Origin of the sequence: Bacillus sp. OV322 (genome assembly GCF_900112495.1) — a bacterium.
In the GTDB taxonomy this organism is placed as follows: domain Bacteria; phylum Bacillota; class Bacilli; order Bacillales; family DSM-1321; genus Peribacillus.
On the sequence record NZ_FOMA01000004.1, the window covers coordinates 33705 to 60482 of the forward strand.

Annotated in this window: 27 protein-coding genes and 1 pseudogene; 12 read left to right on the forward strand and 16 right to left on the reverse strand. The window is 41.0% G+C overall.

Going from position 1 to position 26778, the window contains the following annotated elements; genetic code table 11:
* Positions 1-23: 23 nt before the first annotated feature.
* Positions 24-695 carry an AlkZ-related protein gene (locus BM126_RS10490; RefSeq protein ID WP_256213057.1) on the reverse strand — a complete coding sequence of 224 codons (672 nt, stop codon included), beginning with the start codon at positions 693-695 and terminating at the stop codon, positions 24-26.
* 441 nt (positions 696-1136) lie between these two features.
* Between BM126_RS10490 and BM126_RS10495 the strand changes: the two genes are divergently transcribed.
* From BM126_RS10495 to BM126_RS10500, 3 genes are all read left to right on the forward strand, one after another.
* Positions 1137-2207 carry a hypothetical protein gene (locus tag BM126_RS10495; protein WP_090989470.1) on the forward strand — a complete coding sequence of 357 codons (1071 nt, stop codon included), beginning with the start codon at positions 1137-1139 and terminating at the stop codon, positions 2205-2207.
* Positions 2200-2334, forward strand: coding sequence for a hypothetical protein (locus BM126_RS22840; RefSeq protein WP_256213058.1), 135 nt, complete (start codon positions 2200-2202; stop codon positions 2332-2334). The genes BM126_RS10495 and BM126_RS22840 overlap by 8 nt, the downstream gene beginning before the upstream one ends.
* A gap of 209 nt (positions 2335-2543) precedes the next feature.
* Entirely contained in the window at positions 2544-2840 is a 297-nt protein-coding gene (locus BM126_RS10500; RefSeq protein WP_090989471.1) for a DNA-binding protein, read from the forward strand.
* Between the two features lie 75 nt (positions 2841-2915).
* On the opposite strand, the pseudogene BM126_RS21925 reads toward BM126_RS10500, so the two are convergent.
* The 7 genes and pseudogenes from BM126_RS21925 to BM126_RS10530 all read right to left on the reverse strand — a co-directional run.
* Positions 2916-3175 (reverse strand): annotated as a pseudogene (locus BM126_RS21925) (IS1595 family transposase); the annotation flags it as partial.
* A 694-nt stretch (positions 3176-3869) separates the two neighbouring features.
* Positions 3870-4328 (reverse strand): VanZ family protein, encoded by a 459-nt coding sequence (locus BM126_RS10505; protein ID WP_090989472.1) that lies wholly within the window; start codon positions 4326-4328, stop codon positions 3870-3872.
* 103 nt (positions 4329-4431) lie between these two features.
* The gene (gene argH, locus BM126_RS10510) at positions 4432-5922 is read right to left on the reverse strand and encodes an argininosuccinate lyase (protein WP_090989473.1); all 1491 of its coding nucleotides are present in this window, start codon (positions 5920-5922) and stop codon (positions 4432-4434) included.
* Between the two features lie 12 nt (positions 5923-5934).
* Complete coding sequence (locus BM126_RS10515; RefSeq protein WP_090989474.1) at positions 5935-7623, reverse strand: ABC transporter permease; 1689 nt, start codon at positions 7621-7623, stop codon at positions 5935-5937.
* Positions 7620-8717, reverse strand: a complete 1098-nt coding sequence (locus BM126_RS10520; RefSeq protein WP_090989475.1) for an ABC transporter ATP-binding protein — start codon at positions 8715-8717, stop codon at positions 7620-7622. The genes BM126_RS10515 and BM126_RS10520 overlap by 4 nt, the downstream gene beginning before the upstream one ends.
* Before the next feature lie 12 nt (positions 8718-8729).
* Positions 8730-9803 (reverse strand): extracellular solute-binding protein, encoded by a 1074-nt coding sequence (locus BM126_RS10525; protein WP_256213084.1) that lies wholly within the window; start codon positions 9801-9803, stop codon positions 8730-8732.
* A 2-nt stretch (positions 9804-9805) separates the two neighbouring features.
* Positions 9806-10999 carry an ROK family transcriptional regulator gene (locus tag BM126_RS10530; protein ID WP_256213059.1) on the reverse strand — a complete coding sequence of 398 codons (1194 nt, stop codon included), beginning with the start codon at positions 10997-10999 and terminating at the stop codon, positions 9806-9808.
* 311 nt (positions 11000-11310) lie between these two features.
* Here BM126_RS10530 and BM126_RS10535 point away from each other — a divergent pair, with 311 nt between their 5' ends.
* From BM126_RS10535 to BM126_RS10565, 6 genes are all read left to right on the forward strand, one after another.
* Positions 11311-13815, forward strand: coding sequence for an NEW3 domain-containing protein (locus BM126_RS10535; protein ID WP_090989478.1), 2505 nt, complete (start codon positions 11311-11313; stop codon positions 13813-13815).
* A gap of 129 nt (positions 13816-13944) precedes the next feature.
* Entirely contained in the window at positions 13945-14823 is an 879-nt protein-coding gene (locus BM126_RS10540; protein ID WP_090989479.1) for a PdaC/SigV domain-containing protein, read from the forward strand.
* Positions 14824-14935: 112 nt separating this feature from the next.
* Positions 14936-15400: an SAM-dependent methyltransferase gene (locus tag BM126_RS10545; protein ID WP_090989480.1), complete on the forward strand. Its 465-nt coding sequence runs from the start codon at positions 14936-14938 to the stop codon at positions 15398-15400.
* A 317-nt stretch (positions 15401-15717) separates the two neighbouring features.
* The gene (locus BM126_RS10550) at positions 15718-15900 is read left to right on the forward strand and encodes a hypothetical protein (protein ID WP_090989481.1); all 183 of its coding nucleotides are present in this window, start codon (positions 15718-15720) and stop codon (positions 15898-15900) included.
* A gap of 338 nt (positions 15901-16238) precedes the next feature.
* Complete coding sequence (locus tag BM126_RS10560; RefSeq protein WP_090989483.1) at positions 16239-16781, forward strand: GNAT family N-acetyltransferase; 543 nt, start codon at positions 16239-16241, stop codon at positions 16779-16781.
* 87 nt (positions 16782-16868) lie between these two features.
* Positions 16869-17828 carry an aldo/keto reductase gene (locus tag BM126_RS10565; RefSeq protein ID WP_090989484.1) on the forward strand — a complete coding sequence of 320 codons (960 nt, stop codon included), beginning with the start codon at positions 16869-16871 and terminating at the stop codon, positions 17826-17828.
* Between the two features lie 160 nt (positions 17829-17988).
* On the opposite strand, the gene BM126_RS10570 is transcribed toward BM126_RS10565, so the two are convergent.
* Entirely contained in the window at positions 17989-18558 is a 570-nt protein-coding gene (locus BM126_RS10570) for a hypothetical protein (RefSeq protein WP_090989485.1), read from the reverse strand.
* Positions 18559-19112: 554 nt separating this feature from the next.
* Here BM126_RS10570 and BM126_RS10575 point away from each other — a divergent pair.
* On the forward strand, positions 19113-19529 hold the full coding sequence (locus BM126_RS10575; RefSeq protein WP_090989486.1) for a DUF1284 domain-containing protein: 417 nt from the start codon (positions 19113-19115) through the stop codon (positions 19527-19529).
* 50 nt (positions 19530-19579) lie between these two features.
* On the opposite strand, the gene BM126_RS10580 is transcribed toward BM126_RS10575, so the two are convergent.
* Positions 19580-20773, reverse strand: coding sequence for a YhgE/Pip domain-containing protein (locus tag BM126_RS10580; RefSeq protein WP_090989487.1), 1194 nt, complete (start codon positions 20771-20773; stop codon positions 19580-19582).
* A gap of 168 nt (positions 20774-20941) precedes the next feature.
* Here BM126_RS10580 and BM126_RS10585 point away from each other — a divergent pair, with 168 nt between their 5' ends.
* A complete protein-coding gene (locus BM126_RS10585; RefSeq protein ID WP_090989488.1) occupies positions 20942-21559 on the forward strand; it encodes a TetR/AcrR family transcriptional regulator in 618 nt (205 codons plus the stop codon).
* Positions 21560-21887: 328 nt separating this feature from the next.
* On the opposite strand, the gene BM126_RS10590 is transcribed toward BM126_RS10585, so the two are convergent.
* The 6 genes from BM126_RS10590 to BM126_RS10615 form a co-directional block, all read right to left on the reverse strand.
* Positions 21888-22349: a GNAT family N-acetyltransferase gene (locus BM126_RS10590; protein ID WP_090989489.1), complete on the reverse strand. Its 462-nt coding sequence runs from the start codon at positions 22347-22349 to the stop codon at positions 21888-21890.
* A 324-nt stretch (positions 22350-22673) separates the two neighbouring features.
* Positions 22674-23153 (reverse strand): GNAT family N-acetyltransferase, encoded by a 480-nt coding sequence (locus tag BM126_RS10595; protein ID WP_090989490.1) that lies wholly within the window; start codon positions 23151-23153, stop codon positions 22674-22676.
* Positions 23154-23166: 13 nt separating this feature from the next.
* The gene (locus tag BM126_RS10600) at positions 23167-23859 is read right to left on the reverse strand and encodes an HAD family hydrolase (RefSeq protein ID WP_090989491.1); all 693 of its coding nucleotides are present in this window, start codon (positions 23857-23859) and stop codon (positions 23167-23169) included.
* Positions 23860-23900: 41 nt separating this feature from the next.
* A complete protein-coding gene (locus tag BM126_RS10605; protein WP_090989492.1) occupies positions 23901-24674 on the reverse strand; it encodes a hypothetical protein in 774 nt (257 codons plus the stop codon).
* Between the two features lie 72 nt (positions 24675-24746).
* Positions 24747-24962, reverse strand: coding sequence for a DUF2922 domain-containing protein (locus tag BM126_RS10610; RefSeq protein ID WP_071353213.1), 216 nt, complete (start codon positions 24960-24962; stop codon positions 24747-24749).
* Between the two features lie 36 nt (positions 24963-24998).
* Positions 24999-25214, reverse strand: coding sequence for a DUF1659 domain-containing protein (locus BM126_RS10615; RefSeq protein WP_090989493.1), 216 nt, complete (start codon positions 25212-25214; stop codon positions 24999-25001).
* Between the two features lie 372 nt (positions 25215-25586).
* Here BM126_RS10615 and BM126_RS10620 point away from each other — a divergent pair, with 372 nt between their 5' ends.
* Positions 25587-26744: a M20 metallopeptidase family protein gene (locus BM126_RS10620; RefSeq protein WP_090989494.1), complete on the forward strand. Its 1158-nt coding sequence runs from the start codon at positions 25587-25589 to the stop codon at positions 26742-26744.
* Positions 26745-26778: the final 34 nt, after the last annotated feature.

Sequence of the window (26778 nt, forward strand, 5' to 3'; positions counted from 1 at the left end):
CGAATTCACTCCATTTCATCTCATTACTTGAATATTTTTTCAAGTTTCTTTACCGATTCATTACTGCATAAATTTGAAAAATGAGCTATAAGAAATTTCTTTGTTTCTTCTTTATCTGTCTTAAAAGTGTCAATTTTATTCCTCCTTGCCCAAGAATCATAAGTCTCAAAAGCTGTACTGCTCCAACCGTTCTTTTCACCGTCGTCATTTTTTTTCTCCTGTATGCCTGAAATTACAATATCCATTGATCCTTGTAATTCTAATAATGCGTTCTCAAATATCCTTTTTTTATCACTTTCCTTTAGTCCTGCTTTTATTCTTAATGCCCTTGTGTCTATCCCTTCCTCTTGTCTAATTATTTTGTATATATCAAATGCTTCTTTCGATATATTTCCATTAAAATAGCGTTCCTCAACGGACTCAGCATAGCCTAAAACCCTTTTTACATATGGAAGAAGCTGACGGGAAACCAATACCGATTTTTTCTTAATGAATTTACCGTATCCCGCAACCCCGTCAGTTGAAAATTTTGTCCTCCAAATCCAAGGATCAAACTCTGTTTCTGAATGCCAATACTCTGATAAAGTAATGGTATTTAAAGAAGGGAAATCAGGTATTAATGGGGCTAGAGGAAGTAAACCAATCTCTTCTATTACATCTATGGCTTCCTCATATGTTTTCACTTTATATTCCATCAATTTGTTATCTCCTTTATAAAAATAGACATATACCTAATTTCTATGTATAACCAAGACTTTCCTCCTTTAATAAAACTGCCTCGTTACTTTAAGTACAATCCTAGACAATACCCAAATCTGCATAAATATCAATTATTTGTTTGAAAGTCTTATTCAATTAAATGGCCCGATTGTTGAATAGCATAACTGACGTTTAGTTTTAAATGACTTTATTATTTTTTAAACGACTTTAATATGATTTAAACAACTTTATTATCACGAAACACCTCCCTTGAAAAATCATCCTCTGTATTTTACTATACCCTGTTTCCAGAGGCCTCTTTCTCCATTTAGCACAATACATTATCAGACGCATGAAAAGTTTTGAAAAATCGTCAAAATTCACTAAAGGAAATATTTTCAAACACACTATAATGAGGGGATAAGGGAGATGATGAGATGCTTGTGTGGAAGCTTGAGGATAAAAACTATATCTGGAAGGTCCTGTTAATCCTGGTGCTCGGATCAAACGTATTATTATACCGCTCGCCCCTTTCACCTATATTCCTGCCGGAAGATACAAATTGGATCGTGCTTGGCTCCATCCTTGATTTGGCAATAGTTTCTCCCCTGCTGCTACTCGTTATAAAGAGGAAAAAGAATGGCCATGTGAAGCGTCTAATTCTTTCAATGGCTGCCGGCATTATATTGGCACGATTTCTGATCCCGCAGGAATACTTCCAGCCGTACAAGGTTCTTTCATATGGAGGATTTGCAATTGAAGGACTGCTTCTGTTTTTGGAGCTGGGACTGCTGTTTATGCTCATGCGCAATCTCCCTGCAATAATACAGGAAGTCCGCCGGAGCGAAGAAGGCCTGCTGTTCTCCGTTCCGTCTGCAGTTGAAAAGAAAACAGGCAAACATCCTATAGTGAAGGCAGCCGCTTCAGATTTCCTGATGTTTTACTATGCCTTACTGTCGTGGAGAAAAAGTCCAGCTGCTGAAGAAAACAACTATACACTCCATAAAAATACTAGCATGATTGCTTTTCAGATTATGCTGCTTCATGCAATTGTGATTGAAACAGTCGGCATACACTGGTGGCTTCACAACTATTCATCGGTCCTGTCAACAGTGCTTCTCATACTGAACATCTGCTCGGTCATATTTTTTCTTGGTGACATCCAGACAATCAGGCTGAATCCTGTTAAACTGTCCGACAGCACCTTGTACCTTTCTCTTGGATTGGCAAAGAAAATGGCATTGCCGCTTGATAACATCGCTGAAATCAACACAAATCCGATAGAACTTAAGCAAAAAGCCGACAGTACCACAACAATCGAATTTATAGCCAAAGACTTCGAGGCACTGCACCCTCACATCATTTTAGAATTAAAAGAACCACAGATGGCAGTTCTTTTCTTCGGTATAAAAAAAACATATACAAAAGTAGCTATACGCTTGGACAATCCGGGAAAATTTATAGAGCAATTAAAAATAAAAATACAAACGGAGACCAAACATGATTGAAAAAATGCTGCTTTCCCTCTCCATGATTATTGTTGTCTTTCTTCATCCTTACATGGCGGATGGATATCATCATCACCATCACTATTTGGGCAATCAACGCCATATCGATCTTTTACTTGTTTTTTGATAAAGCTATGTTAAAGGAAAAGGTTGATTTGTTGAAAAATGTTCTGATGACTTCTCCTTCCATCTAATTAAATTAGTTTTACCTAAACTGGATATTTACGGTAAAATAAGAATGATATTGTGAAGGAATGCACTTTAACTTTATTGAAGTCGTTTTTTAACATCAAACCTTAGATAGAATGAACATTTTTTTAGGAGGGGGAGAAAGTAATGGAATGGAGTATTTTTTTTGTATCGGTAGGGATTGCAGCTGCAGGATATTTTATCGGAGATGGACTGAAAAATTTTAAAAACCCGAATGCAAAAAGCCTTTTCGATTCGTTAAATGAAGATGATGAACACCAACTAATTAAAGAAAATGATGTGCATTATTTTATAGGGATATCGAGAGAAGATGCAAAATCTTTAATTCAAGAGCATTCAAACATTCCGCATATTATAATAAGCGGTAAGGTGTACTACCCGAAGGATAAATTGCGTAAATGGTTATTGAATTTAGGAGAGTAAACATACTTTACTTTAGTAAAAACGGACAGCAAACACACGAGCTAGGAGATACAAAATAACTGGTGTAATCTTCAACTAGAATGCGTAGTTTCTCAGTTTTAATTTATCTGCGGCTTCCCAAGTTCCATAAACACTTGCCAAGATAAGCATTTGCTTTTTCTTACTCAAATGGCTTTCCATTTTTCTATTGTCGAGGAATTGAAACCACATTAAATAAAGTTGTAGTGCTCCACATTGTCGCTAGAACTGTAAGAATAGTGGGCATCGGAAATAAACACCGTGTCGCTCTTAAAATGTAATGTAAGGATGTTTTCAATTTGTTTCATTAGAATTCTACTGATATCACAAGAAAACCTTCTTTCTCTATTCACCAATTAAGGCTCCTTGTTTGGAAGCCGAAACCGAGAAAAGGCGATTTAAATAATCTAAAATAGATTCTTTATCCCTATCGTTTAAAGTAATTTATACAGTCAGGGATATCATTCAGAATCAACCAATAACTTTAACTTCGCCTTTGATAAAAAGGCTGAAAATCATATACAATAGCCTGTATCAGTCAAAAAAAGCGAAAAGAGCCCGTTTTCCTTACTTTACAGAGCTCTTTCCGCTTTTTAATTTCCATTTTCCTGGATAATAACTCCAAACCAGCTTTGATTCGAGCGAATTCAAAAAAGGCCTAAATGAACGCCTTGACAAACCAAACAGAGAACGAACATGGTTGGCGTTGACAAACATTCCGAAATTACCTCTTACTCTAGCAAAAAAACCTGATATCTCGCCCTGATATTTGTCTTAAGGCGCACTCTTCGCCATTAATATATTCAAAACATCTCTGTTTCCCTCAATGCACAGGGCTGTCACGCACTTTAATTTCCATTTTTCTGGATAATAACACCAAATCAGCGCTGATTCGAGCGAAATTCCCCTTCATTAGAGCCAAATGTACAGTGATTCGAGCCAAACTCCCTTTGATTGGAGCGAATGCACAAAAAAAGGACAAATCCCTAAAGATTTGCCCCTCACTCTACTCTACCCGCGTATCCTCCGCTCAAACACACTAAGAAAAAAGGAGACAAACAAGATGCCCAGTGAGTCAATGCCAAGATCATATAATCGTCCGTCCCTGCCGAAAAACAGCTGGAAAAACTCCGTAAAAAACGCAAAGGCAAATGAAATCAGAATCGCCCGCTTATGATTTTTCAAAAGCCAATACAGCAAAAGGTCCATCACGGCAAAACCCGTGAAATGTCCAAGCTTCACGATGATAAAGTCCTGGTGTATCAATGTTAAATCATAAAAATAAAAAAAGGAGACAAAATCCGGAGACGAGTCCCAGGTAAAACCCAGCGATTTAAAATCAAGAAAATGCTCAAGGCTTTTTGTCCAAGTGTTCACACAGAGTACAAAACCCCAAGCAATAATAACCAATATTTTAAACAGCTTTTTATCCCTGCGTGCAATCGTCTCATTCGTTTGCGGCTGATTCATTATATTCATCCTAACCCATGTATTCTTAGTACCCTATCATACATAAATGGCAGGACAATCACAAATTCATGATACTAAAAAAAGCCGGGAGTTCTCTCCCGGTTCAGCTTTTAAAGGAAAATTCCATCAGTTCAGCCCGTTTTTCCTTCAATATATTCATCACTTTTTCCCAATTACCTTTAGCCTGCAAAAGAGCTTCCTTACGCTGCAACATCATCCTTTCCACTTCATCAGGATTCGGTCCGCCCTGCACCTTCCTTATTTCAACAAAATATTCCGGGGAAATAATTTTCTGCCACTCTTCTTTTGTAAGTGTGACGGAGACAAAATCCTGCAGCATATTGTTTATGTCCTGAACGTCCCATTCATATAACTCCATATTCTGCTGCTTTGTTTTTTTGGCTATATTACTTGCAACGGAATGGGCATGGCGGAAGGATATCCCGTAGTCACGTGATAATGAATCGGCCAGCTCGGTGATGGTGATGCTTGATTTACCGGCCATCTTTTTCATATGCCCCTCATTGACCTTTAAAGTGGAAATGACAGCATACATCAGCTTCAGCACCCGGTTCGCATTATTGAATGACCGGTATAGATGCGGCTGCAAATCATCCTCTGTATCCACGATATCGCCAAACGGTGTATTATGAATCATGTTCACTGCAGCCATTGCATCCCCGAAAGAGCTGCTGGCAAGTGCCCTCGCATGCTCAATGGACACCGGATTTCGTTTTTGCGGCATAATGCTGCTTACCTGCACATAAGGATCCGCCACAGTAAAGGAGCCGAACTCTCTTGTCACATGCTGCAGGAAATCCTGGATCCACCGGCCCGAATCCACCATTAACGTCATAATAGCAGAAGCTGTTTCAAGGAGATAATCAGCACCCGCAATCGAGTCATAGGAATTCTCAATCACTCCCTCAAAGCCAAGCAATTCACATGTCCGGCTGCGCGAAATCGGAAAGCCTGTAGTCGTCAGGGCGGCTGCTCCAAGAGGCGATCTGTTCACCGTTTCATACGCAGTCTGGAGCCTTTTCGCATCTCTTTGCAGCACATCATAAACAGCGAGCAGATAATGACCAAGCGTTGTCGGCTGGGCCGGCTGTGTATGGGTGTAACCGGTCATCACCGTATTACTATGATTTTCTGCCTGATACAGCAGCGCCTCGCTCAAGGAATGTACATGTCCTATGGTTTCCAGGAGGTGCTGTCTCAGCACGAGCCGGTACATTGCCACTCCCATATCATTCCGGCTCCTGGCAATATGAATCTTACCGGCAAGCTCAGCGCCTATTTCCTCCCCAATCCTTGCCTCCATCATAAAAAACAAATCCTCAAACTCCGGCTCATAACATAATGAAGAAGAATCACAAACCGCAGCCTTATTGATTCCCCCTAGCATGACCTCAGCTTCAGACTTTTTGATAATCCCCTCTTCAGCAAGCATAATCACATGTGCCCGGTGAATATCAAACATCACATGAAACAGGAAATCCCTTTGATCATTAAAAACAGGCTTCAGCAATTGCTCCACATAAGTTTTCCCGGGAAAGACCGTGCCTTCGCTTTTAATAAAATCTTCAAACATACAATACCTCCGTTAAAGTGATTGTTCCGCCTTTACACCAAAGAATTTATTTGAAATAAACAGAACAGCGGCAATTAAAATAATTTGAATCATGCCATAAGCTGCCGCTTGCCCCATATTAAACATGCGAAGCTGATTCATGATTTCTATGGATATTGGACGGTTTGATAAGGTATACAGTAAAACTGAAGTAGGAAATTCTCCCACTGCTTCAACAAAGGCAAGCAGTGTTCCAGAAAGGACACCTGGCATAATAATTGGCAGTATCACTTTTCTGAACGTATAAAACCACTTTGCACCGAGACTCCGTGACGCTTCCTCAATCGAATCATCCAGCTGCTCAAGGACCGCATTTGTAGACCTCACCACAAGCGGAATGTGCCTGATAAAATAAGCGAGCGGCAAAATCCAGAAAGTTCCTACTAAAATGTTTCCAAAGGAAAAAATATTCGGTTCATTAAAAGCAAAAACGAGATTCATCCCGATTACTGTTGCCGGCAGCGCCCAGGGAATCATCACTAAGATATCCACAAAGTTCTTCCCGACGAATTTCCTCTTCACAAGCAAGTACGAAGTAAGCACACCAAATACCAGGTTGCCTGCGGTTGCAATCACAGCCAGCAATAAGCTGTTTTTAATCGGCTTCAGAATATTGGGATCTTCAAACAGCAAACGGAAGTTTTCAAAGTTGAATGTCGATGGATAGGTCTGCCATGTCCACGTGCCATCCGGAACAAGCGAAAGAAGCAGGATTGTAAAGTGCGGAAGAAGCAGAATAATGACAGCCAGTATTCCAAAAATTACCATTATCCACTTCGTGACAGGGTTTTTCACTTCACTGCGGTGAGCTCCGATCCCCTTTGTCGCCATTCGGTAGTCTTTCCTGTTTTGATACCACCTCATGAACAGCAGGAAGCTGATTGAAACGATCGAAAGAATGACAGATTGTGCAGCAGCTATTTCCATATCACCATTAATTTTCGAAAAATATATCTGCAGACTAAGGACCCGGTAACCGCCTGCCAATAAAAATGGTGCACTAAACGATGCCATAGAAATCATAAATACAAGAAGCGAAGCAGCCACGATCGCAGGTGTCAAAAGCGGAAACGTCACCTTCCAAAACACATTGAATCTTGAACCCCCAAGGTTGTGGGCACTTTCCTCAAGTGAAGGATCAATTTTATTCAGAGCGGATGAAACGGTCATATAAAAGTACACATACATCGTATAGGCGTGCACGAGCAGAATTCCTGATACTCCCCCAATTTTGAAGGGTACCTTCTTTAGTTCAAACAAATCTTTTATTAAATTAGGAATCAGTCCGGTTTCACCGTATAAAAACATAAAAGCCATTACACCGACTAACGACGGAAGAACAATTGGCATGATAGCTGCCGTAGAGAAAAATTTCCTTCCAGGGAAATCATAGCGGTTGAAGATCAATGCAAGCGGGATACCAATGACAGCACTTGCAGCCACACTTAAAACAGAAATGTAAACGGAATTCCAAAGCGCCTCCAAATTGGTCTTTGATTTCTGTGAAAAGAAATCCTGATAGTTTGATATAGTCACACTGCCATCCTTATTCAGACTTTCCACAAGAGTACGGATCGATGGATACAGCACATAGGCAATAAGGACAAGCACAACAGGTATCAACAGCCCATATGTCAGCCTGGAATCTCGATTTTTCATCATAAAGCATCATCCTTTACCATTGGAATAATGCGGATATGATCTTCAGGTATATGAACCAGCACCTGCTCTCCCCTTTTATACAAGGCAGAGGAACTATTGTTCAGGATATTGATCTTAAGACGATGTCCCGCTGCCGAAACATCAAGATTAATGACCGATCCAAAAAACTGGATATCTTCAATCGTGCCATTAAACACATTAGATAGCCCGTCATGGTCAGCCTCTAAAATCCTGATTGCTTCCGGCCTGACAGAAAGAGAGAGCTCGCCCTCTAACTCTGACTTGATGTGATGGGTATGTATAGAAAAACGCTGGGTTTCATGTAAAACTTCTGCTTCCAGTTTTCCATGATCCCTATAAATCTCTTTGACCGGCAGCAGATTTATGTCACCTATGAAACTTGCAACAAAATCGTTTGCTGGCTCATTATAGATTTCTGCCGGCGTTCCAACCTGCTGGCAGACTCCATAATGAAACACCGCAATCCGGTCACTCATCGATAATGCTTCCGCCTGATCATGAGTCACGTAAATTGTGGTGATTTTATATTCACGCTGCAGCCTGAGAATTTCACTTCTCATTTCATCGCGCAGTTTGGCATCCAGATTGCTCAAGGGTTCATCCAGCAAAAGAATTTCCGGCTCAATGACAAGCGAACGGGCCAGGGCCACACGCTGCTGCTGTCCTCCGCTTAACTGGCTAACTTGTCTTTCAGCATACTTTTCCAGACGTACCTTTTGAAGAATATTGCCAACACGCTCTTTAATGTCCTTGAGAGAGGTTTTCCTCACTCTAAGTCCGTACGCTACATTTTCAAACACGGTCATATGAGGAAAAAGGGCATAGTTTTGAAAAACCATGCCTGTATTTCTTTTTTCAGGAGGTACTCGCGTCATATCCTTTTCCCCAAACCGGACGATGCCCTTTGTCGGATAATAAAAACCGGCAATCATGCGCAGTGTTGTCGTCTTGCCGCATCCGCTTGGCCCAAGAAAGGTAAAGAATTCACCATCCCTAATATCAAGGTTTAAGTGATCAATTGCCGTTACCTTTCCAAAGGTTTTTTGGACATTTTCTATTTGTATCGACGCCATACCTTTCACTTCCTATTCCTTGATTTCTTTGTTCCCGCTCTTTATATTTTCATCCCAGTATTTCATCCAGCCATCGCTTTCCTTCTGGAAAACAGACCAGTCGATATCCATGCTCTTAATTTCTGTATTTTTGATCCAATCCGGCAGATCTTTAATATCGTTTCTCGTCGGAATCCTGTAGAAGTCCTTAGCCAGAATCTTGGCGGCCTCAGGAGAATTCACAAACTCATAAAAAGCTTTCGCCGCTTTTGGATGAGGCGCCTTCTTCACTACAGCGATCCCTTCTGTTAATACAGGAGTCCCGCTTTCCGGAATGATGAATTCGAAAGGATAATTTTTAGTTTCCTTCAGCATAACAACATCCGGCATATCCCAGACGGTCACGACACCTTCGCCTTTTGCCACTTTGTTATACATCATTTCTGGATTCGCAGAATATTCCTTCGTATTTTTGTCCAGCTTCTCAAGCCACTTATAGCCGCCTGCCGGATCTTTTGAATCTTTAAAATCACGGTAAATCATAGAAGAAAAGATCGTTCTCATAGTTCCTGATGCTAAAGGATAGCGGATAATTAGTTTGTCTTTCCATTTGGGGTCAAGAAGGTCATCCCAATCTTTAGGTGCTTCACTTTTGGATACCTTTTTGCTGTTGTACATGATGACTTCTGGAGTTTGGCTAGTTCCTGTCCAATACCACTTTGGATCGTGAAAGCCGTCTGCGAGGGTATTTGCGTATTTTGGCTTGTATGGCTCAAGCAGTCCTTCATCCTTTGCCTGGTCAAAACTTGTAGACGGAGCTCCCCACCAGATGTCTGCCTGAGGATTATTTTTCTCAGAGCGGACCCGGTCGAGCACCTCCTGTGAACCCATATCGAGCCACTCTACATCAATGTTGTACTTCGCTTCGAACTTCTTCTCAAACTCTGATAAAATATCCTTTCCATGAGGAGAATAGACCACAATTTTTTCTTCCAAATCCTTTTTCTTTTCTCCATTTGTACCAGAGCTTTTCTCTGAACTGCACGCCGTCATGAACATGGCAGCTGATAGGGTTAATGCCGTTATTGCCGATATCTTTTTATTCATCTTCACAAAAAATCCCCCTCTTCAATATGAGTAAGAATGCTTTTATGTTCCCTTAAAAACAGAGAAACTGCTCCAAGAACACCAGCATGATTTCCAAGCTTCGTCGTCTGGATTTCCAGTGATCCCGGAAGATACTGTTTGACCATTTCACACAGCCTTGGCAAAATTTGATTAGATGATTTCGAGACACCACCTCCTAGAATGATTATTTCAGGATTAAGCAAGCTTGCTGCATTAATGACACCAAATGCCAAATGCTCGGTCGCTTCCCCGATTACTTTATCAGCAGTCCCGTCTCCTTTTGCTGCACATAGAAAAGCCATCTCCCCAGTTAATTCCGAAGACAGGGCATCCATGTAAAGCGGGTGGCCAGGGTCGTTTCTCACGCTCCTGGTAAATGCCTCCCCTATGGATTTCCCCCCTGCAACACTTTCCAAATATCCATAATGCTGAAAAACCGGTTTAAAATCCCTCTTTACATCCTGCCGGTCTGTGACCATATAACCCATCTCTCCTGCTGCGCCAAAGGCTCCCCGGTAAAGCTGATTATTAATTATAATGCCGCTTCCGATTCCAGTTCCGACAGCTATGAATAATACATTTTTCTTATCCCTTGCCGCTCCCAGCCATTGCTCTCCCAAAGCTGCAGCATTCACATCGTTATCCACCACAACCGGAAATTCAAAGTACTTTTTAGCTTCCTCAATGAACGGGTAGTTCACCCAGTTAAGGCTAGGGGCTTCCGATACAATGCCACGTTTAGAATCCGTGATACCGGGAACACCTGCCCCCAGCCCTAATATGGAATCCCTGTTAATGTTCTTATCCATAAGCAAGGAGTTCACATCTTCTGCAATTTTTTCCAAAAGCCCGCTCTTTAGAAATTCGGCTGTGTGAAAGCTTTTTTCTCCCATGATGCTGCCGTTTAAATCACTGAGAATAGTATGGACTTTTGTGCCGCCGATATCTGTACCCAGAATGAACATGGCTTTTTCATTAAAGTAAAGCTGAATAGGCCTTCTTCCTCCCTGTGATGAAGATTCACCGCTGCCTTTTTCATACACCCAATTTTCCCGGATCAGCTCCTCCACAAGCATGGATACAGTAGGCTTAGATATGTTAATTTTAGCGGCAATTTCTGCCCGTGAAATTGGTGCAAACTCCTGGATGCACAGCAATATTCTTTTTTTATTCATGTATTTCATATGCATGGGTGTCCCTTTTAGACTCATCACATCACGGCCTTAACTTTTTTGGTTAGTAAGTTTTACTAATTAACTAAACTATAAATTATAAATAAAGCGGTTTCAATATATTTTTTTATTATTTAGATAATTCTGTTAAGTAAATGTTATTACTGTATTTACAAAGTCAATTTGTTGTGTTATTCATTAGCTAAGGGGTTTTTTCGTCCTGTTAGTTAGGAATATTAACTAACCTACTATATACCCAGGCCAAAAGGAGGAAAGTTTGTAAAACTCCGCAAAAAGATGAAAGGGGTTACAAAATGAAAAGAATTCTATTCTCATTCCTTTCGATTCTGCTTTGTGTATCCTTTTTCCCTATCGAAGGAATTGCCGCTCCAGCAAAAGAACCTGATGTTGCCCTTTGGAATGCTGTAAAGCCTCTTGGAACAACCGTCTCTTTTTTGAATACCGGAGCCCATCCTGATGATGAGCGCAGTGACTTTTTGGCCTATTTATCAAGAGGGCTTGGAGTCAAAACATCAAGCCTGATTGCCAACCGCGGCGAGGGAGGACAAAATGAGATTGGTGATGAATTAGGTAATGCACTTGGCATTATCCGCTCAAGAGAAATGATTGAAGCTGCCAAAATCACAGGCGTGACGGCTTACCATTTAAGCAGAACCACTTCTGACCCTATCTATGATTTCGGTTTTTCAAAAACACCTGAAGAAACCCTTTCAAAATGGGGAGAAACACTCACCTATGAACGTGTCATCCGATTTATCCGCACCTATCAGCCAGACATTGCGATGCCCTCGTTCCGAAACGATGACACACAGCACGGCCACCACCGCACCATGGAGATATTGACAGAACGGGCATTTAAAGACGCCGCAGATCCTAAAGTGTTTCCAAATCAATTAAAAGAAGGTCTATCCGTCTGGCAAATTAAGAAACTCTACCTCCCTGCCGCCTCCAAAGAATCAGCAGCCACTTCCATAGAAATCGGCAAATATGATCCGGTCTATAAAATGACTTATCCTCAATTAGGCGAACAATCACGGTTCATGCACAAAAGCCAGGGAATGGGTTCTGTCATCCCTGCAGAACCAAGACAAGTTGATTTGGAACTCCTGAAAAGCGCAGTCGGTGATAATAAAGACCTGTTTGCAGGTGTACCTTATGACTTAAAACAGTGGGCAAAAAAGCTCCCTAAAAAAGAACAAGCCTTAAAGAACCAGTTTACAGCCCTTCAGTCTGACCTTAACTCTGCTATTTCTTCTTATCCGAACCGCAGCAAGGTTTTTGACAAAAGCCAGCAGGCATTAAAAGAAGTCCGCTCTGCACTTGCAAAAACCAAGCGTGCAAGCCTGGATTCTGCCCTGAAGGCTGACCTGCTGCATAAGCTCTCACTCAAGGAAGACCAGCTGCAAAATGCCAGCTTTGTTTCCTCGAGCCTCTCAGTTACGGCAAAAGCAACTTCAAATATTCTTACAAAAGGACAGAAAACTACTGTAACAGTAAAACTAGTAAACAATGGAAAGCATACCATCACAAATGCCGGAGCGTCTCTCATCATTCCAAAGGGCTGGAAGGCTGCCACTCATAATCAGAACAAAACTCTAAAGCCAGGCAGAACGGCATCTTTTACTTACAATATAACCGTCCCTAAGAATGCTGCCTATTATGACCCGTACCAAGCACCTGCCATACAAGCTAAGATAAACTACAAGGCCAAAGGAACAGCTGCAAGCCACGTTCAGGATCTGGAAGGAACCATTGCAGTTCTTCCGGAAGTCGGTTTAACTTTGTCACCCGATAACCTTGTTGTAAACACACTTGAGGTGCAAAAGGAAATTCCCGTCACAGTCAAAGCTAAAAACTATCAAAGTGGAGCTGCTAAAACAGCCGTCTCTTTACACATACCAAAGGGGTGGAAGGTTTCTCCTCAAAAAGCTGTTCTTTCTTTTAAAAAGAAGCTTGAAGAACAAGATGTCACCTTTAAGCTTTCACCGCCAGCTGGCATTAAAGCGGGAGATTACTCTATTGATGCCATAGCAGAAAGAAATGGACAGAAACTCGGCTCCACCATCCAGGAAATATCCTATAATCATATCGGAACCTTTTATTATCAATACCCGGCTAAGCTAAAAGCTGTAGCCTTTGAACTGAACAAGCCAAAAAACCTGAACGTCGGTTATGTGGACAGCGGATTTGATAAAGTGGCAGATAGCCTTATTCAAGCAGGTTTTCACGTCACGAAACTGACAGAAGCAGATTTATCCACAGGCGATTTAAGCAAATACGATACCATTGTTACAGGCATTCGCGCCTATCTCTCCCGTGCCGACCTGCTGAAAAACAATGCACGTTTGCTGCAATATGCGGAAAACGGCGGACACGTCGTTGTTCAATATCATAAACCCGGCGACAAATGGGACCCTGCTGCCACCGCACCGTACAAACTTAAAATTGGCGACCCTTCCATACGATGGAGAGTAACCGATGAAAATGCCAAGGTAACTGTAACAAATCCGAACTCTCCGCTATTCAGCTACCCGAACAAAATTACCGATAAAGACTGGGAAAACTGGATTCAGGAAAGAGGACTGTATTATCCGATGGAATGGGACAGCCGCTATGAAACCTTCGTCAGCATGGCCGATCCCAATGAAGCTCCTTTTACAGGAGGCATACTCGCTGCCAACTACGGGAAGGGAACCTACTTATATACAAGCTTAGTATTCTACAGGCAAATCCAAAGCCAGGTGCCTGGCGCCTACAGGATTTTCACTAACATGATCAGCTATGGTACCAATAAATAAGAACCTAATGCAAGCCCCTGCCTCTTGGCGGCGGCTTGTTTTTTTGACCATTTTTTACCAAAATCCATCGTTTTTTTAATTTTCTTCTTATATAATAGCTAGGTACCTTAAATTATACGGAGGGATATTATGAACATACAAAAAGTCTTAAAGACCCTGCTTGTTTTGTCACTTTTCGTTTCCTTGCTCGTCACAGCTCACGGGGCAAGTGCAGCTTCGGTAAAGACAGCCTATGTGAATACCGAAACTACATTAAATGTCAGAAGTGCTCCAAGCACAAAAGCGAAAATCATTGGTTCATTATCAAGTGGCTCTAATGTAAATGTATATGCAAAGCTGAGTTCCGGCTGGTCTGAAATTTTGTATAAAAATAAGAAAGCCTATGTTTCTACCAAATACCTGAAATTCTACACAGCCATCAAGGTAACTAAACACACATACAAAGTAAGCGATCTTAGCTATCCACAAGTTTCCGGCATGAAAAATAAGACTGCTGAAAAGAAAATCAACCAAACCTTATTGAATGAAGCAGCAAGATCTTATAAGGCATATTTGGCAACCCAAGCGCAGGAAAAAAGAGACAGAGGCGAAGAATGGTGCAGCGGATTTGCCTGTAACTATGAATACATCACCTCTTATAAAGTTAAATACAATGACGGATCAAGATTGAGCATACTGATTAGCGACTATACTTATCTAGGCGGCGCCCACGGAAACGACTATGTTGAAGGCTTTAATTTCAACAGCAGCGGCACCCGGGTAAAAATAAGCGACATCCTTACCACAAAAGAAAAAATGGAAAAAGTCAGAACATACGCCTACAACTACCTAAGCAAGCATGAGTCCACCAGCTACTTTGTACATAAAAGAAGCGATGTCCCAATGAACAGCAAATCTCAATTTTTCTTTGCCCACGGTGGCATTTACCTGATTTATCAGGAATATGAAGTGGCACCCTATGCTGCTGGAAATCCGGTTTTAAAGATTCCCAGTTCGGTATATAACTGATGTAAAAAGGTGTGAGGGCACCTCCTCATGCCTTTTTTCGGATAATAGAATAACCGCTTGGCCATTTTTCCATCCAGTTTGATTATGTTATTTTATTAGGAGGCTGATTTGAATGAATTTGTTTACTCTTAAAGCTATTGGAACCGTTTATAATGAGCGAAAAACTCCTGAGGATGATTATTGGGGAAACATCTCTTCCTTGATTGAGCTTGGCGAGGAATGGGATGAAAGCTGCCTGGACGGAATTGAAGCGTTCAGTCATGCTGAAATTCATTATATATTTCACCTCGTTTTGGACGAAAATATTCAGAACGCTGCAAGGCATCCTAGAAATAATCCTGCTTATCCTAAAGTGGGCATTTTTGCACAGCGGGGCAAGAATCGCCCGAATAAGATGGGCTCGACGATAGCTGAGGTAATCAAAAGAGAAGGACGGTCTTTATGGGTCAGGGGATTAGACGCAATTGATGGCACACCCATCATCGATATAAAGCCAGTTATGAAGGAATTTTTGCCAAGAGGAGAAATTAGGCAGCCCAAGTGGTCTTGCGAGTTAATGAAAAATTATTGGGAGTAGCAAATACAGCCTCTAATAAGCACTTTTTATCTAAACAATCCTCGTTAAACTAGAATTGTTTTGTTTAACGAGGATTTTTAACAGAAACAGCCTCAAAGGCAGGACTTATTTTCCAGTTAAATGGATAATTGCGCCAAATCTGCTTCCATTCGAGCCAAATCCTCTCTGATTAGAGCGAAATTAGGCTTCATTAGAGCCAAATCCCGCTTCATTCGAGCGAGTTGAAAATCATCCTCCTTAAGAATCCAGAATAATACAAGGCTCCCCTCACATAGGGTATAGAAATATACCGCTACATGATGAGGAGCCTGGCTGACATGAAGAGAAATAAAAATATGCCGTTTGTCCTTTTATCGTGTTTTATTTTATTGATATTTTTACTTGTAAATATGATCAGCCACACCACTGTTTATTTTGTGTACAGTTCAGGGATTGGGACTTTCATTATATTTGGATTAATCATTGCCGTTATCATCGTTTTATATGTAAAAGGAATGTAAAACAAATATGTACGCGGCTGCCTGCTCCCTATGCAGGCTTTTTTCTTTGTCGTCTCACCAGAAGACTTTATTAACCAAAAACAAAATCAGGGCCCACAGCGGGATGGACAAAAGCACTCCCCAAAAGCACCCTTTAAAAAATGAATTTTCACTATCTAAATTCTCCATTTGATAACCACCTAACACTGTTAACCAATCTGCCCATTTTCCAGAATTCTATGCGATTGTACCGCTATAAAAAAACCGACTCCAATAAAGCCGCCTTGAAATTTATGGTAAAATAACGGTAAGCTTTCATTCTATTAAATGTCCTTTTACGACAAAGAAAGGCGGACAACATGTTACACAGCGAAAAAATATACTTGAGACCCTTTACTGAAGCGGATACCGGTGCATTGCTAAATTTATTTGTCAAAAATAAAAGCTTTTTCGAGCCATTTTCCAGTGAACGCAAAGAAGATTACTATACTTTAGAATTTCAAAAAAAAGCTATCAACTCACGGCAGCAGCATTCAAAAGAAGATAAAGCCTATCATTTTGGCATTTTCCTTACTGAAAATAATACACTCATAGGAAATATCAATCTTTTCCAAGTGCTCCGCGGCTCACTGCAAAGTGCGTTCATCGGATACTCTCTCGATAAAGATCATAATGGAAAAGGCTACACAACGATTGCTGCCAAGCTTGTGGTCCAATATGCTTTTACGGAACTACAACTACATAGAATTGAAGCCGGCGTGATGCCCCACAACATCGGTTCCATCCGGGTATTGGAGAAGGCTGGTTTTCATAAGGAAGGAATCGCCATCAAGAATGTAAAAATAAACGGAAATTGGGAAGATCATCAGGTACTTGCCATTATTAATCCCAACGACTTATGATAGTAAAGTTTCCACAGCCCTAATTTCTTGAATCTCCCATTTAAAAGGACTATGCTTGTTTAAAAACAAATGAAGGCTGGTGGGATCATGCAGTATAAAAAGCTTGGAAAAACCGGTTTGGAAGTCTCGAATTTATGCTTAGGCACGATGGCATTTGGCAGATGGATTGATGAAGATGCCTCACATAGCATTCTGGATACGGCTCTTGAAAGCGGCATTAATTTTGTGGATACAGCCAATTTTTACGGAAAAGGCCAGGATGAGGAATTCAAGCATGGTACAGGGGAAAGTGAAGAAATCATTGGGCGTTACCTGAAAGGAAAACGTGATCAAGTGGTTTTGGCAACGAAGGTCGGCATCCAGATGGGACGCGGCAAAAATGAACGCGGCCTTTCAAGGGTACATATCATGAACGAAATCGACAACTCCCTGCGCCGTTTGCAGACCGATTATATTGATTTATATCAGGTTCATATTTTCGATGAAAGTACACCACTTGAAGAGACGCTTCGCACACTCGACGACATCGTCCGTCAAGGCAAGGTGCGGTATATCGGCTGTTCCAACTATGCAGCCTGGCAGATCGCCAAATCACACGGGATCAGTCACAGATTAAACCTCGAAAAGTATGTGTCTGTTCAGCCGCAATATAACCTGCTTTCACGGGAAATCGAACAGGAGCTTCTGCCATTTTCACAATCAGAAGGCGTTGGAGTCATGGTGTACAGCCCGATGGCAAGAGGCATGCTATCCGGCAAATACCAAAGCCCGGAAGATGCTCCAGCCGAAAGCCGTGCAGCACATGGCGAACAATTATTGAAAAAGTACTTTACATCAGAAAACTTCAAAAAAGTGGAACACTACAGGGAAATCGCTGAGAAGAACGAAGTCAGTTTGTCACAGCTTGCCCTCTCATGGGTTCTCAACCAAGACGCCGTCACATCCGCCATCATCGGCGCAACCAAAATCCACCATGTAACAGAAGCAGCAGAAATCTGCGACTGTAAATGGAATCAGGATATGCTTGATGAAATCGATCGTGTTTAAAAAAAGATATAGGGAAACCTAACGGGTTTTCTTTTGAGGGACAAAAGTTAAAAAAACATACAAAATAACAATAATTTAACACCTAAAAAAGCATCGGTTTTAGCACCGATGCTTTACTGTTTTTATTTGTTTTTCATCAAATTAAATAGCACAATTTTAACTATTCCTTTTTTAAGTTAAAACGAGTTATTTCTTTACCATCTGAAGTTACTATTAGAGATGCATCTAAAGCATTATCCTTAAGTTTATTTAGCTTTTCTTTTGATGGAACTCTTAAAGGAACTTGTGGGTTTTCTTCGCTTACACCCAAATCGAAAGATAAAATGTATTTCCCGTTTTTATTAGGAAGGATTTCCCCATCAGAAGAAGCTCCGTATCCTACACCCGTTTCATTATATGAAGAGGGTTCAAAAAAATTAAAACCAACTGTTTCTTTGGAGATAGCTGCTAATTTATCATTTGGTTCAATTTTTACTTGTAACCCCTTATCACCAATTCCTCCTATTTTTTCATTACCTTTATTTTTGATTTCAAACTCATAATATAACGCCGTTGGTACAAGTTCCTGCCCTTTCATGTCACCTTCTGTTATACCTATTGCACCAACCTTGCTTTTATCATTAACAATATCAACTTTTGATTTTACAAGTTCTAAAGATGATTTAGACGAGCAAGCTGTTAAAAGAATAAAAAGCAATATTAAGCCTGAGAGCATTATAAATCGTTTCATTTTGTATCCCCCTTTTTTTATCCAACCTATACATAAATTTTATCATAACACTTCCATATTTTAGGAAAATTTTTCTTTCCTCAACTTCCTTCGGCTGCATTTATTGCAGAATAAACTTTCTCTAACTAAGTAAAAACAGCATACCTTTTGGACTATAAAATCGTAAACAAAATCATACGAAATACCACTGTACAATAGCTATTTTACAAGTATTTTTTTGTGCTGAAATTTGTTTTATTTTTGTTGCTAAAATTGTGTAAATGGCTTCATATCAATAAAAAATAACCTATCCGATTTTGCGAATAATTCTGCGATTTTAAGTGCTATTTGATTGTTTTGTCCCCATCCCATCAAGAGAACCCGTGGAAACCTGTATCTTTTTTATAGGAAATGGCTTAGTTAATGTTATGCCTTTTAGGGTACTCCGTTGACAACAATACAAAAAGTTCTCAGTTGTACGGGTGTAATATGTTAAGATGAATAATATATGTTAACCATTAATAATTTTAGTTAACACTTAACATCAATTAAACCTGAAAACTGGGGGGAGAAATATGTATAAGCTGCGGGGTCATCATCTTTTTTGCCTTCTGGGCTATCGGGGAATGGGATATTCTGAAGAATACGTGGAAAATATGACACGTTTGCATCAAACCTTGAGAGCTAAACCCAACACGTTAATTTTGCTTGTAAAGGGACCTGATCAATTGTGTGAAAAATATCCTAACTCAGGTAAATATCACTGTCAAGACGACAATATTTATGAAAAAGATGCGATTATTTTAGAGAAAATGGGGCTTAAAATCGGACAAATCCTGACCTGGATGGACATTGAGGCCTCAATCCGAAAGTTTGTCGTCCCATCCGATATTCAAACTGTCTGTAAATCTTGTTCCTGGCGTTCCTATGGAGTTTGTGAAGAAGGTATTCAAGAGATTCATGAAGGGAAGCGCTTAAGGAAACTTCTCTGAATTTTTTACAGAACAAAGCCGTTTCCCAAAAGAAAACGGCTTATTTACTGTTATGCCTCTAATTTTTCGTTATTCATGTTGTTTTTTGCCAAACTAAGTTTTACGGAAGATGCCAGTATCATTACAGTGCTTATTAATCCAATCCATACAAGTGCTGATACTGGAGAACTCCAGGTTAATCCTTTTCCAAAGAAGAACAATTCACGCAAACCTTGAATCATAAATCTCATCGGCAGCCAAGAATACACCCAATCCCGATAAAATGGAGACATTATTTCCGGGGCCATTGCAAGCAGTGGCGCACCAAAGAATAACATTAACCCGAAAAGAGCTATACTTCTGATTCCCAGCAGGGACAGTACCGCTGTAATCATCAGGAAAAAGCTAAAAGAAGTAATCGATAGGAATAAAGCTGTATCCGTAAACTGCGGTATATGAAGTCCTACCAGCCCATCTGCGAACCAAGTTAAACCAAACCCAACGACAAGTGAAATAATTGCCCCTATTAAAATTTGCCCTAGCTTTGCGATAAGGTTCTCTTTCCGGTTTGTAATGGATAATTTACTGACAGCCATAAAAATAATTGCCGCACTTGCCAAGCTACCTATCCATAATGGCTGAAATAAGGAAACAGGAGAATTTCCGTTTGCGCTATTTGTACCAATTTCATTCACATTTGTAACTTTTTTTGATATAGGAGCCGCTAAAACGGCCGTTTGTTTTGCTGTTAATGCGGCTCCTTGAGCTTCAAATTCTTGAAGGAGCCGGGTGCGAATGGTGTTGTTCATATTGTCATACACACCATTCAAGATCTGTCCCGCCATTGTTGAGGCTGCTGTATTCATTCCCTGATTGATATAAATTTGAACATGGGGTGAAGAGGGTGCGTGTGTCCTTAATGATGCCTGTTTAGCACTAAAATCTTTCGGAATGACTAATGCTGCATAATACTTTTGATCATCCATTCCCTTTTGTGCTTCCTCTGATGTTTTTACTGCAACCCATTTTACAGCAGGGTCTTCTCCTTTTGCCGATTTTGAAATTTCCCTCATCTTATCAACGATATTTTTCCCCATATTCATTTTTGGCCCATTAGGAACCTGCACACCGCTATCTCCATTTACGATGGCAATAGGCAGATTTTTGGGCTGTGGCTGGACTGATGGAAATAATGTTAATGAAAAAATAAAAATAATTGCCAATGCAATGATTGGTGACAGCAATACTAGTTTGTTTTTGAACATATTTTATCCTCCTTGGTTTCATGCTACAATAAATGAACAACCTGTTGTTTATTTACAATCAGATTATAAAGTGTAGTCAAGTACTGTTTCAATAATCAAAAATGGCAGATGTGTTGGTTACGGAACATTTGTCATAAATGTGTTGGATAAAAGTAAGGAGGAAATAGCTTGCGGGATAGTAATACGGATTTACGGGTCATTCGGACAAAAGAATCCATCCGGGATGCACTTGTTGAATTGATCAATGAAAAGGGTTTTGAAGCCATAACCGTTAAAGACATAACCACTAGAGCAAAAATTAATAGGGGTACATTTTATGCCCACTACCAAGACAAATTTGATTTAATCACAAAATGCGAGGAAGAGATTATGCTCGAGATGTCCAGACTTGCAAAACAAAACTTTCCAGGAGTTATTGCCGCACTTAAGACCAACCCCTCGACTGCAACACCATTCTCCCTTGCCGTTTCAATATTTGAGTATTTTAATGAAAACAGCGGTTTTATGAAAGCTGTATTAGGTCCAAAAGGCGATGTATCTTTTCAGACAAGACTGAAAGAATTCATGTGGAAAACTCTATTTGGAAATGATTCAAACGCACTCCTTAAGGAGGAACATTTACTTGTTCCAGGACAATACTTAGCTTCTTACGTTGCTTCTGCACATATAGGGGTCATTCAACAATGGTTAGATAGCGGCAGGAAGGAATCTCCCCAAGAAATGGCTCGAATCTTATCCACAATAACAGTAAATGGACCCTTCTTTGCATTCGGGTTAAGTAAATAATCAGATAAAAGGGACAATACCTTAGAAAAAACGGTACTGTCCCTTTTCTAATCTGACTTTCCTGTTTTTTCTTATATTCACACACCCAAAGCAACCATTTTAAATTGCACCCTACAGACAACATCAGCTGATTATTGAATTCCGCCTAATTCATATAAATCTGCGCCTTGTTATTTCCATTTAATTGGATAATAAGTCCAAATCAGGCCTGATTCGAGCGAAATCTTCATTGATTCGAGCCGAATTCCGTCTCATTAGAGCCAATTCGCCTCCAATTCGAGCGAATTAAATCATCACACAAAAAAATGCCTGGATATCCAGGCACCCTTTACAAAATCTTCTCATACTCCAATAAACTCAGACTATCATTTATTTTGCTCGCCCCTACAACTTTATAGCCCAATTTTTCATAAAAATAGCGGTTACGAAAATTATCCTGCGGTGTATTCAAACTCCACATCTCCGCTTCGGGAAAGTTCCTTTCTGCCAAAGCTATTACCTTGGCACCCAGGCCTTGATTTTGAAAAGCAGTGTCAAGAAAAATCCGGAACAGCCGGTAATGGTGCTTCGTTATCTTCATAATGTCAACACCGCCAGCAATCCTGCCATCCGCTATAATCGTATAATGATTAGAAAACCTGATTCTATGGGCAAGCATACGCCTTGTTTCTGCCGCTGGACTAGTAGAATAATCCCTGTACTTCTGCAAATCATCCCTAAAAGCTTCTTTTTGAATGTTAAGAAGAACACCCGCTTCTCCCATTTTCGTTCTGCGCAATTGCAAATCCAATGAATACACCGCCTCATAACTTCATTTGAAATATATTATGAAACTGAGTGGATCCATGATCATTTCATTTTTTAGGGAAAAGCATCTATTTCACGACAAAAACACAAAGAACCTCACCACAAAGGCCAGGTTCATTACACCTATAGTTTTAAAGACGCCCTATTGTCTATATGAATCTCTCATCCAGGCAGCCTTCTAACAGTGTCTCGTTATAACTTTTTAAATAAAGATGCCACTTCGGAAGAAATCTGGTTGTCAGGTTCATTAGAACTCTCCTTTATGATGGGTTGTATTCATTATATTCCCCAGGAGAACACTAATATGCTAAGCCTTTCGTTTCATTTTTGTCGAATTTTCAGCCTTTTTCTCCAAAATAGCAATAAAAACTCCAGCAGCAACTTCTACTTCCTTCACTTTTTCGAATCCAAAACGTTTATAAAGATTCAAAGCAGGCACATTTTTTTTGCCTGTACTGACAATGACCTTGTTGTTTCCCGCTATCTCCAAAACATGTTCCAGCAGTTCCCTTGCAATACCTTTTCTGAAGTGAGAAGGATCCACCACCAGCCGGCAGATATCAACCACTCCCTCTTCAATGGTATAGGAAATAAACCCAAGCAGCTCGTCTCCTGAAGTATACCCGATAAACGTTTCCCTGCATTCCGTAAGATCACAAACCGTATCCTTTAATTGAGGAATGCCTTCAAAACCGATAATATTGGCTTCAATCTTATATGCCGGCAGCTGGACATGTAAAATCTTTTCTGCAATTACACTGCTTTTGTTATCAAGCTCTATAATCATCCTGTCTCTCCAATCACAATTCGTACTGCTTCTCTTCTATCTCACGCACAACATCCACAAGCTCAGAAATCGCAGAAATCTTAACATCCGCATCACCGATTTCTTTTTCATCTCCGAATCCGTATGTACAGCCAACTGTCATCAGCCCGCTATTCGTCCCTGCTTCCATATCAGAATGGCGGTCGCCGACCATAATGCCACGCTCTGTGTAACCATGATTCTTTATTAAAGCCGCCACCAAGTCACTTTTCGTCTTTGTCCCCTGACCTCCTGCACTGAACACTCCATCAAAAAAGCCATGGATCCTAAAGTCCTGTAACACGAAATCCACATATTCCTTGCTGCCATTGCTCGCGATAAACAGCGGGTATCCCTGACTCTTGAGCGCTGCAAGCGTATCTTCCACACCCTGATACAGCTTCCCAGCCTTCGGGATCAGCTCCTCTTCCACTTCTATCAGCAGATGCTCCGCTTCATTCACAATCTCTCGGCCTGCATTCGGCAATATTTCTGCAAAAATATCCTCCGTCACCGTGCCAAGGAACCTTTCATACTGCTGGAAGCATTTAATCTCAAGCTGCTCCCCGTACTTTTCAGAAAGCCTCTCAATCACAAGCGGAAACGTCTGATTCGTCAGCTCCCTACAGTCAAATAACGTTCCATCCAAATCAAATACAATCGGAAATTCCTGTTTTTTCACCATCATCACTGCCTTTTTTCCTTCATTATACCTCTAAACAGGACCCTCTAAAACCCCAGTTCAAACAGCTCGCTGAAGTACAATTCATCCAGTTTTTTCTGCAGAATGCCCCAGTAATACGCAAACTTATTCCGCCGAAGTGTTTTCTTCTTTATTGCCCGCACCGTCTGCTTAAACGAAACAACCGACATATTAAGCATCGTATCACTGCAATAACCCAGCCCCTTAAAAGCAAATCCCGTCATTCTCCAAAATTCCTCTATCACACTGAAGTCATCAAAAATGCATGAAACAATTTTCGTAAATGCTGCTGGAACTCTTTCGCTTGTGAAAGACGCATCAAGAATCTCAGGATCAGGAGGCGCGGTGTTACGTTCTTTTTCTTTTATGTTGTTAGTTTCAAAAGATTGATAGTTTTCTGGGCGGTCCAATTGTTCGCCTTTGGGTGGTTCAGCGCACTGTGACAAAGAAATACGGTTGAAAACATAAAGATTGGCGGTCTGCGATCCGTTCTTCCTCTCCAGCTCATGAATCGTCAGCAGCCCGGAGTCCTTGGCCTTCAAAACCGCTCTTTTAAACGTCGACCTTGATATCCCCATTTCCCCGTCTTTATGTGTCGCCGCCACAATCGTCCCTATTTTGGCCAAACAAACACCTGGTATTTTGGCAGCATATCGAATAAGCCTCTTAATGGCAATACTTTCACTTTTCGTAAACGTCCCCTTCAGCTCAAGCATCTGCTGTTCAATGCTATTGTTAAACTCTTTTAGTGATGAAAAATTAGATAAATAAGCAAATTCCTCAATATGTGCTACCTTCACAAATCCGCCCCCCAATATGTAAACACACAGGAAAGACTTCCCCCACTAAGTGGAGAAGCCTTTCCTTCCTTATTAAAAAGAATAATTAGTTGTCGTTTTTTCAACGATGCGTGCTTCCTTTTTGCTTGTGTAAGTGCCGGTTTTGGTAATGAAAATGCCTGAAGAGAGCATCTCATCCATCGCTGCACTGATTGCCTGCGAATTAAGATTATCAATCGGATCCTCGACCGATACCTTGGCCGTTTTTCCATCAGAAGTCGTAAAGTATAGTTCTAATACTTTTTCCATTATGGTTTCCTCCTTTCATAGTTTCAGTGAAATCGATTACTCGATATCCCACGTATCCAGACGCTTCACATTCACAACAGCATGCTTTTGAAGTCCGGCAAGTGCATCCGCTCCTTTTTTCAAAGCCGCTGCATCTGCCTTTTTGTCGATGTTAGAAAGAGTTTTGCGCTTAACCACAGGCTCACCCTTCTCATTCACACCAGACTCAAGCTCAATCTGCAAACGAGTCAGTTCCAAAATTTGATTTTCCATGTTCTCACCTCCCTTTCACTGTCTATATATCTTTTACTTAAGAAAAAGGAGCATAGTGGCAATTTTTTTTATATAAGGCTTTGTTAAAGTCCATTGTTGATTTCAGGATTTTGTTGATTGGAGCGGAAGACGCTTGACTCCTGGGGGATTAGCGTTTCAGGCGAGACCCCGCAGGAGCGACAGCGACGAGGAGGCTCGGCGAACGCCCCCCGGAAAGCAAGCGTCTGGAGCGGAAATCAAGAGGCAAGACTAACAGAGCTTTCCATAAAAAAACAGCATCCCTGAATAGGGTGCTGCGCAGTAAATTAAATTGAATATTAATTCAATATTATATATAATTATTCACATATAGACAGAAACGGGGGAAACACCATGTTAACAGCAGTATTAGTAGATTCAGAGTTAAAGGCTTGGGCCATTGAACAGCGGAGGCACCTGCATATGCATCCGGAGCTTTCAGGAGAGGAATATGGGACAGCATCTTTTGTAAAGGAAAAGCTTGCTCAGTTCGGAATTCCGCTTGAGCCGCAATTTTCCGCACCAAGTGTTGTGGCCTTTTTTAAAGGAACAGAAGGAGCAAAAACCATTGCTCTGAGAGCGGATATGGATGCTCTTCCTATTACAGAAGAAGTTGAAAAACCCTATAAATCTACTGTTCCAGGTGTGATGCATGCCTGCGGACATGATGGCCATACCGCCATTTTGCTTAGCGTGTCAAAATGGCTGAGCGAGAATCCTGAGTTAGTGAAAAATAATATCCGCCTCATTTTCCAAAGCTCTGAAGAAGCCTCGCCAAGCGGCGCACAAAAGCTTGTTCGTGAAGGGGTACTGGAGGGAGTGGATGAAATCTACGGAATCCATTTAATGTCAAGCCTTGCTCTTGGGAAAATCGGATTTGCAGTTGGAGCATCCCGTGCTTCCTGCAATGACTTTGATATAACGATCGAAGGAGTGGGAGGACATGCGGGCCAGCCTCACCTGGCAGTTGATCCTGTTTACGTGGCCACACACTTGATTCAGGCTTTCCAATCCATCATCAGCCGCAGTCTTTCGCCACAGGAAGCAGGCGTCATCTCAATCGGCGGGCTGCAGGCAGGAAATTCCTACAATGTCATCCCATCAGAAGCAAGACTGCAAGGCACCATGAGGGCCATGACGTACGAAGCAGCCGACCTGCTGCAGTCAAAAACCAGGCAGCTAACAGAAATGCTTTGCGCAAGCTTTGGTGCAAAAGGACACTACGAATATATCGAAGGAACCATCCCGCTTTACAACCATCCAGAAGCATGTGAATTTGCACAAAAAATCATAAAAGAAACCTTCGGTGCTGACACCTTCGTTACCGTGGAGCCATCAACAGGAGCAGAAGATTTCTCTTACTACTTAAAAGAAAAAGTGGGTGCCTTCATTGATGTGGGCATGCAGAGTGAAAACAGCCAATACCCTCATCACCACCCTCGTTTCGATATTGACGAGGAAGCCATTCCTACAGCGATTGAACTAATGATTCAAATTGCGCTCAAGACATAAGTTTTTTGTTTAACAAAGGGAAGCTTCCGCTTCC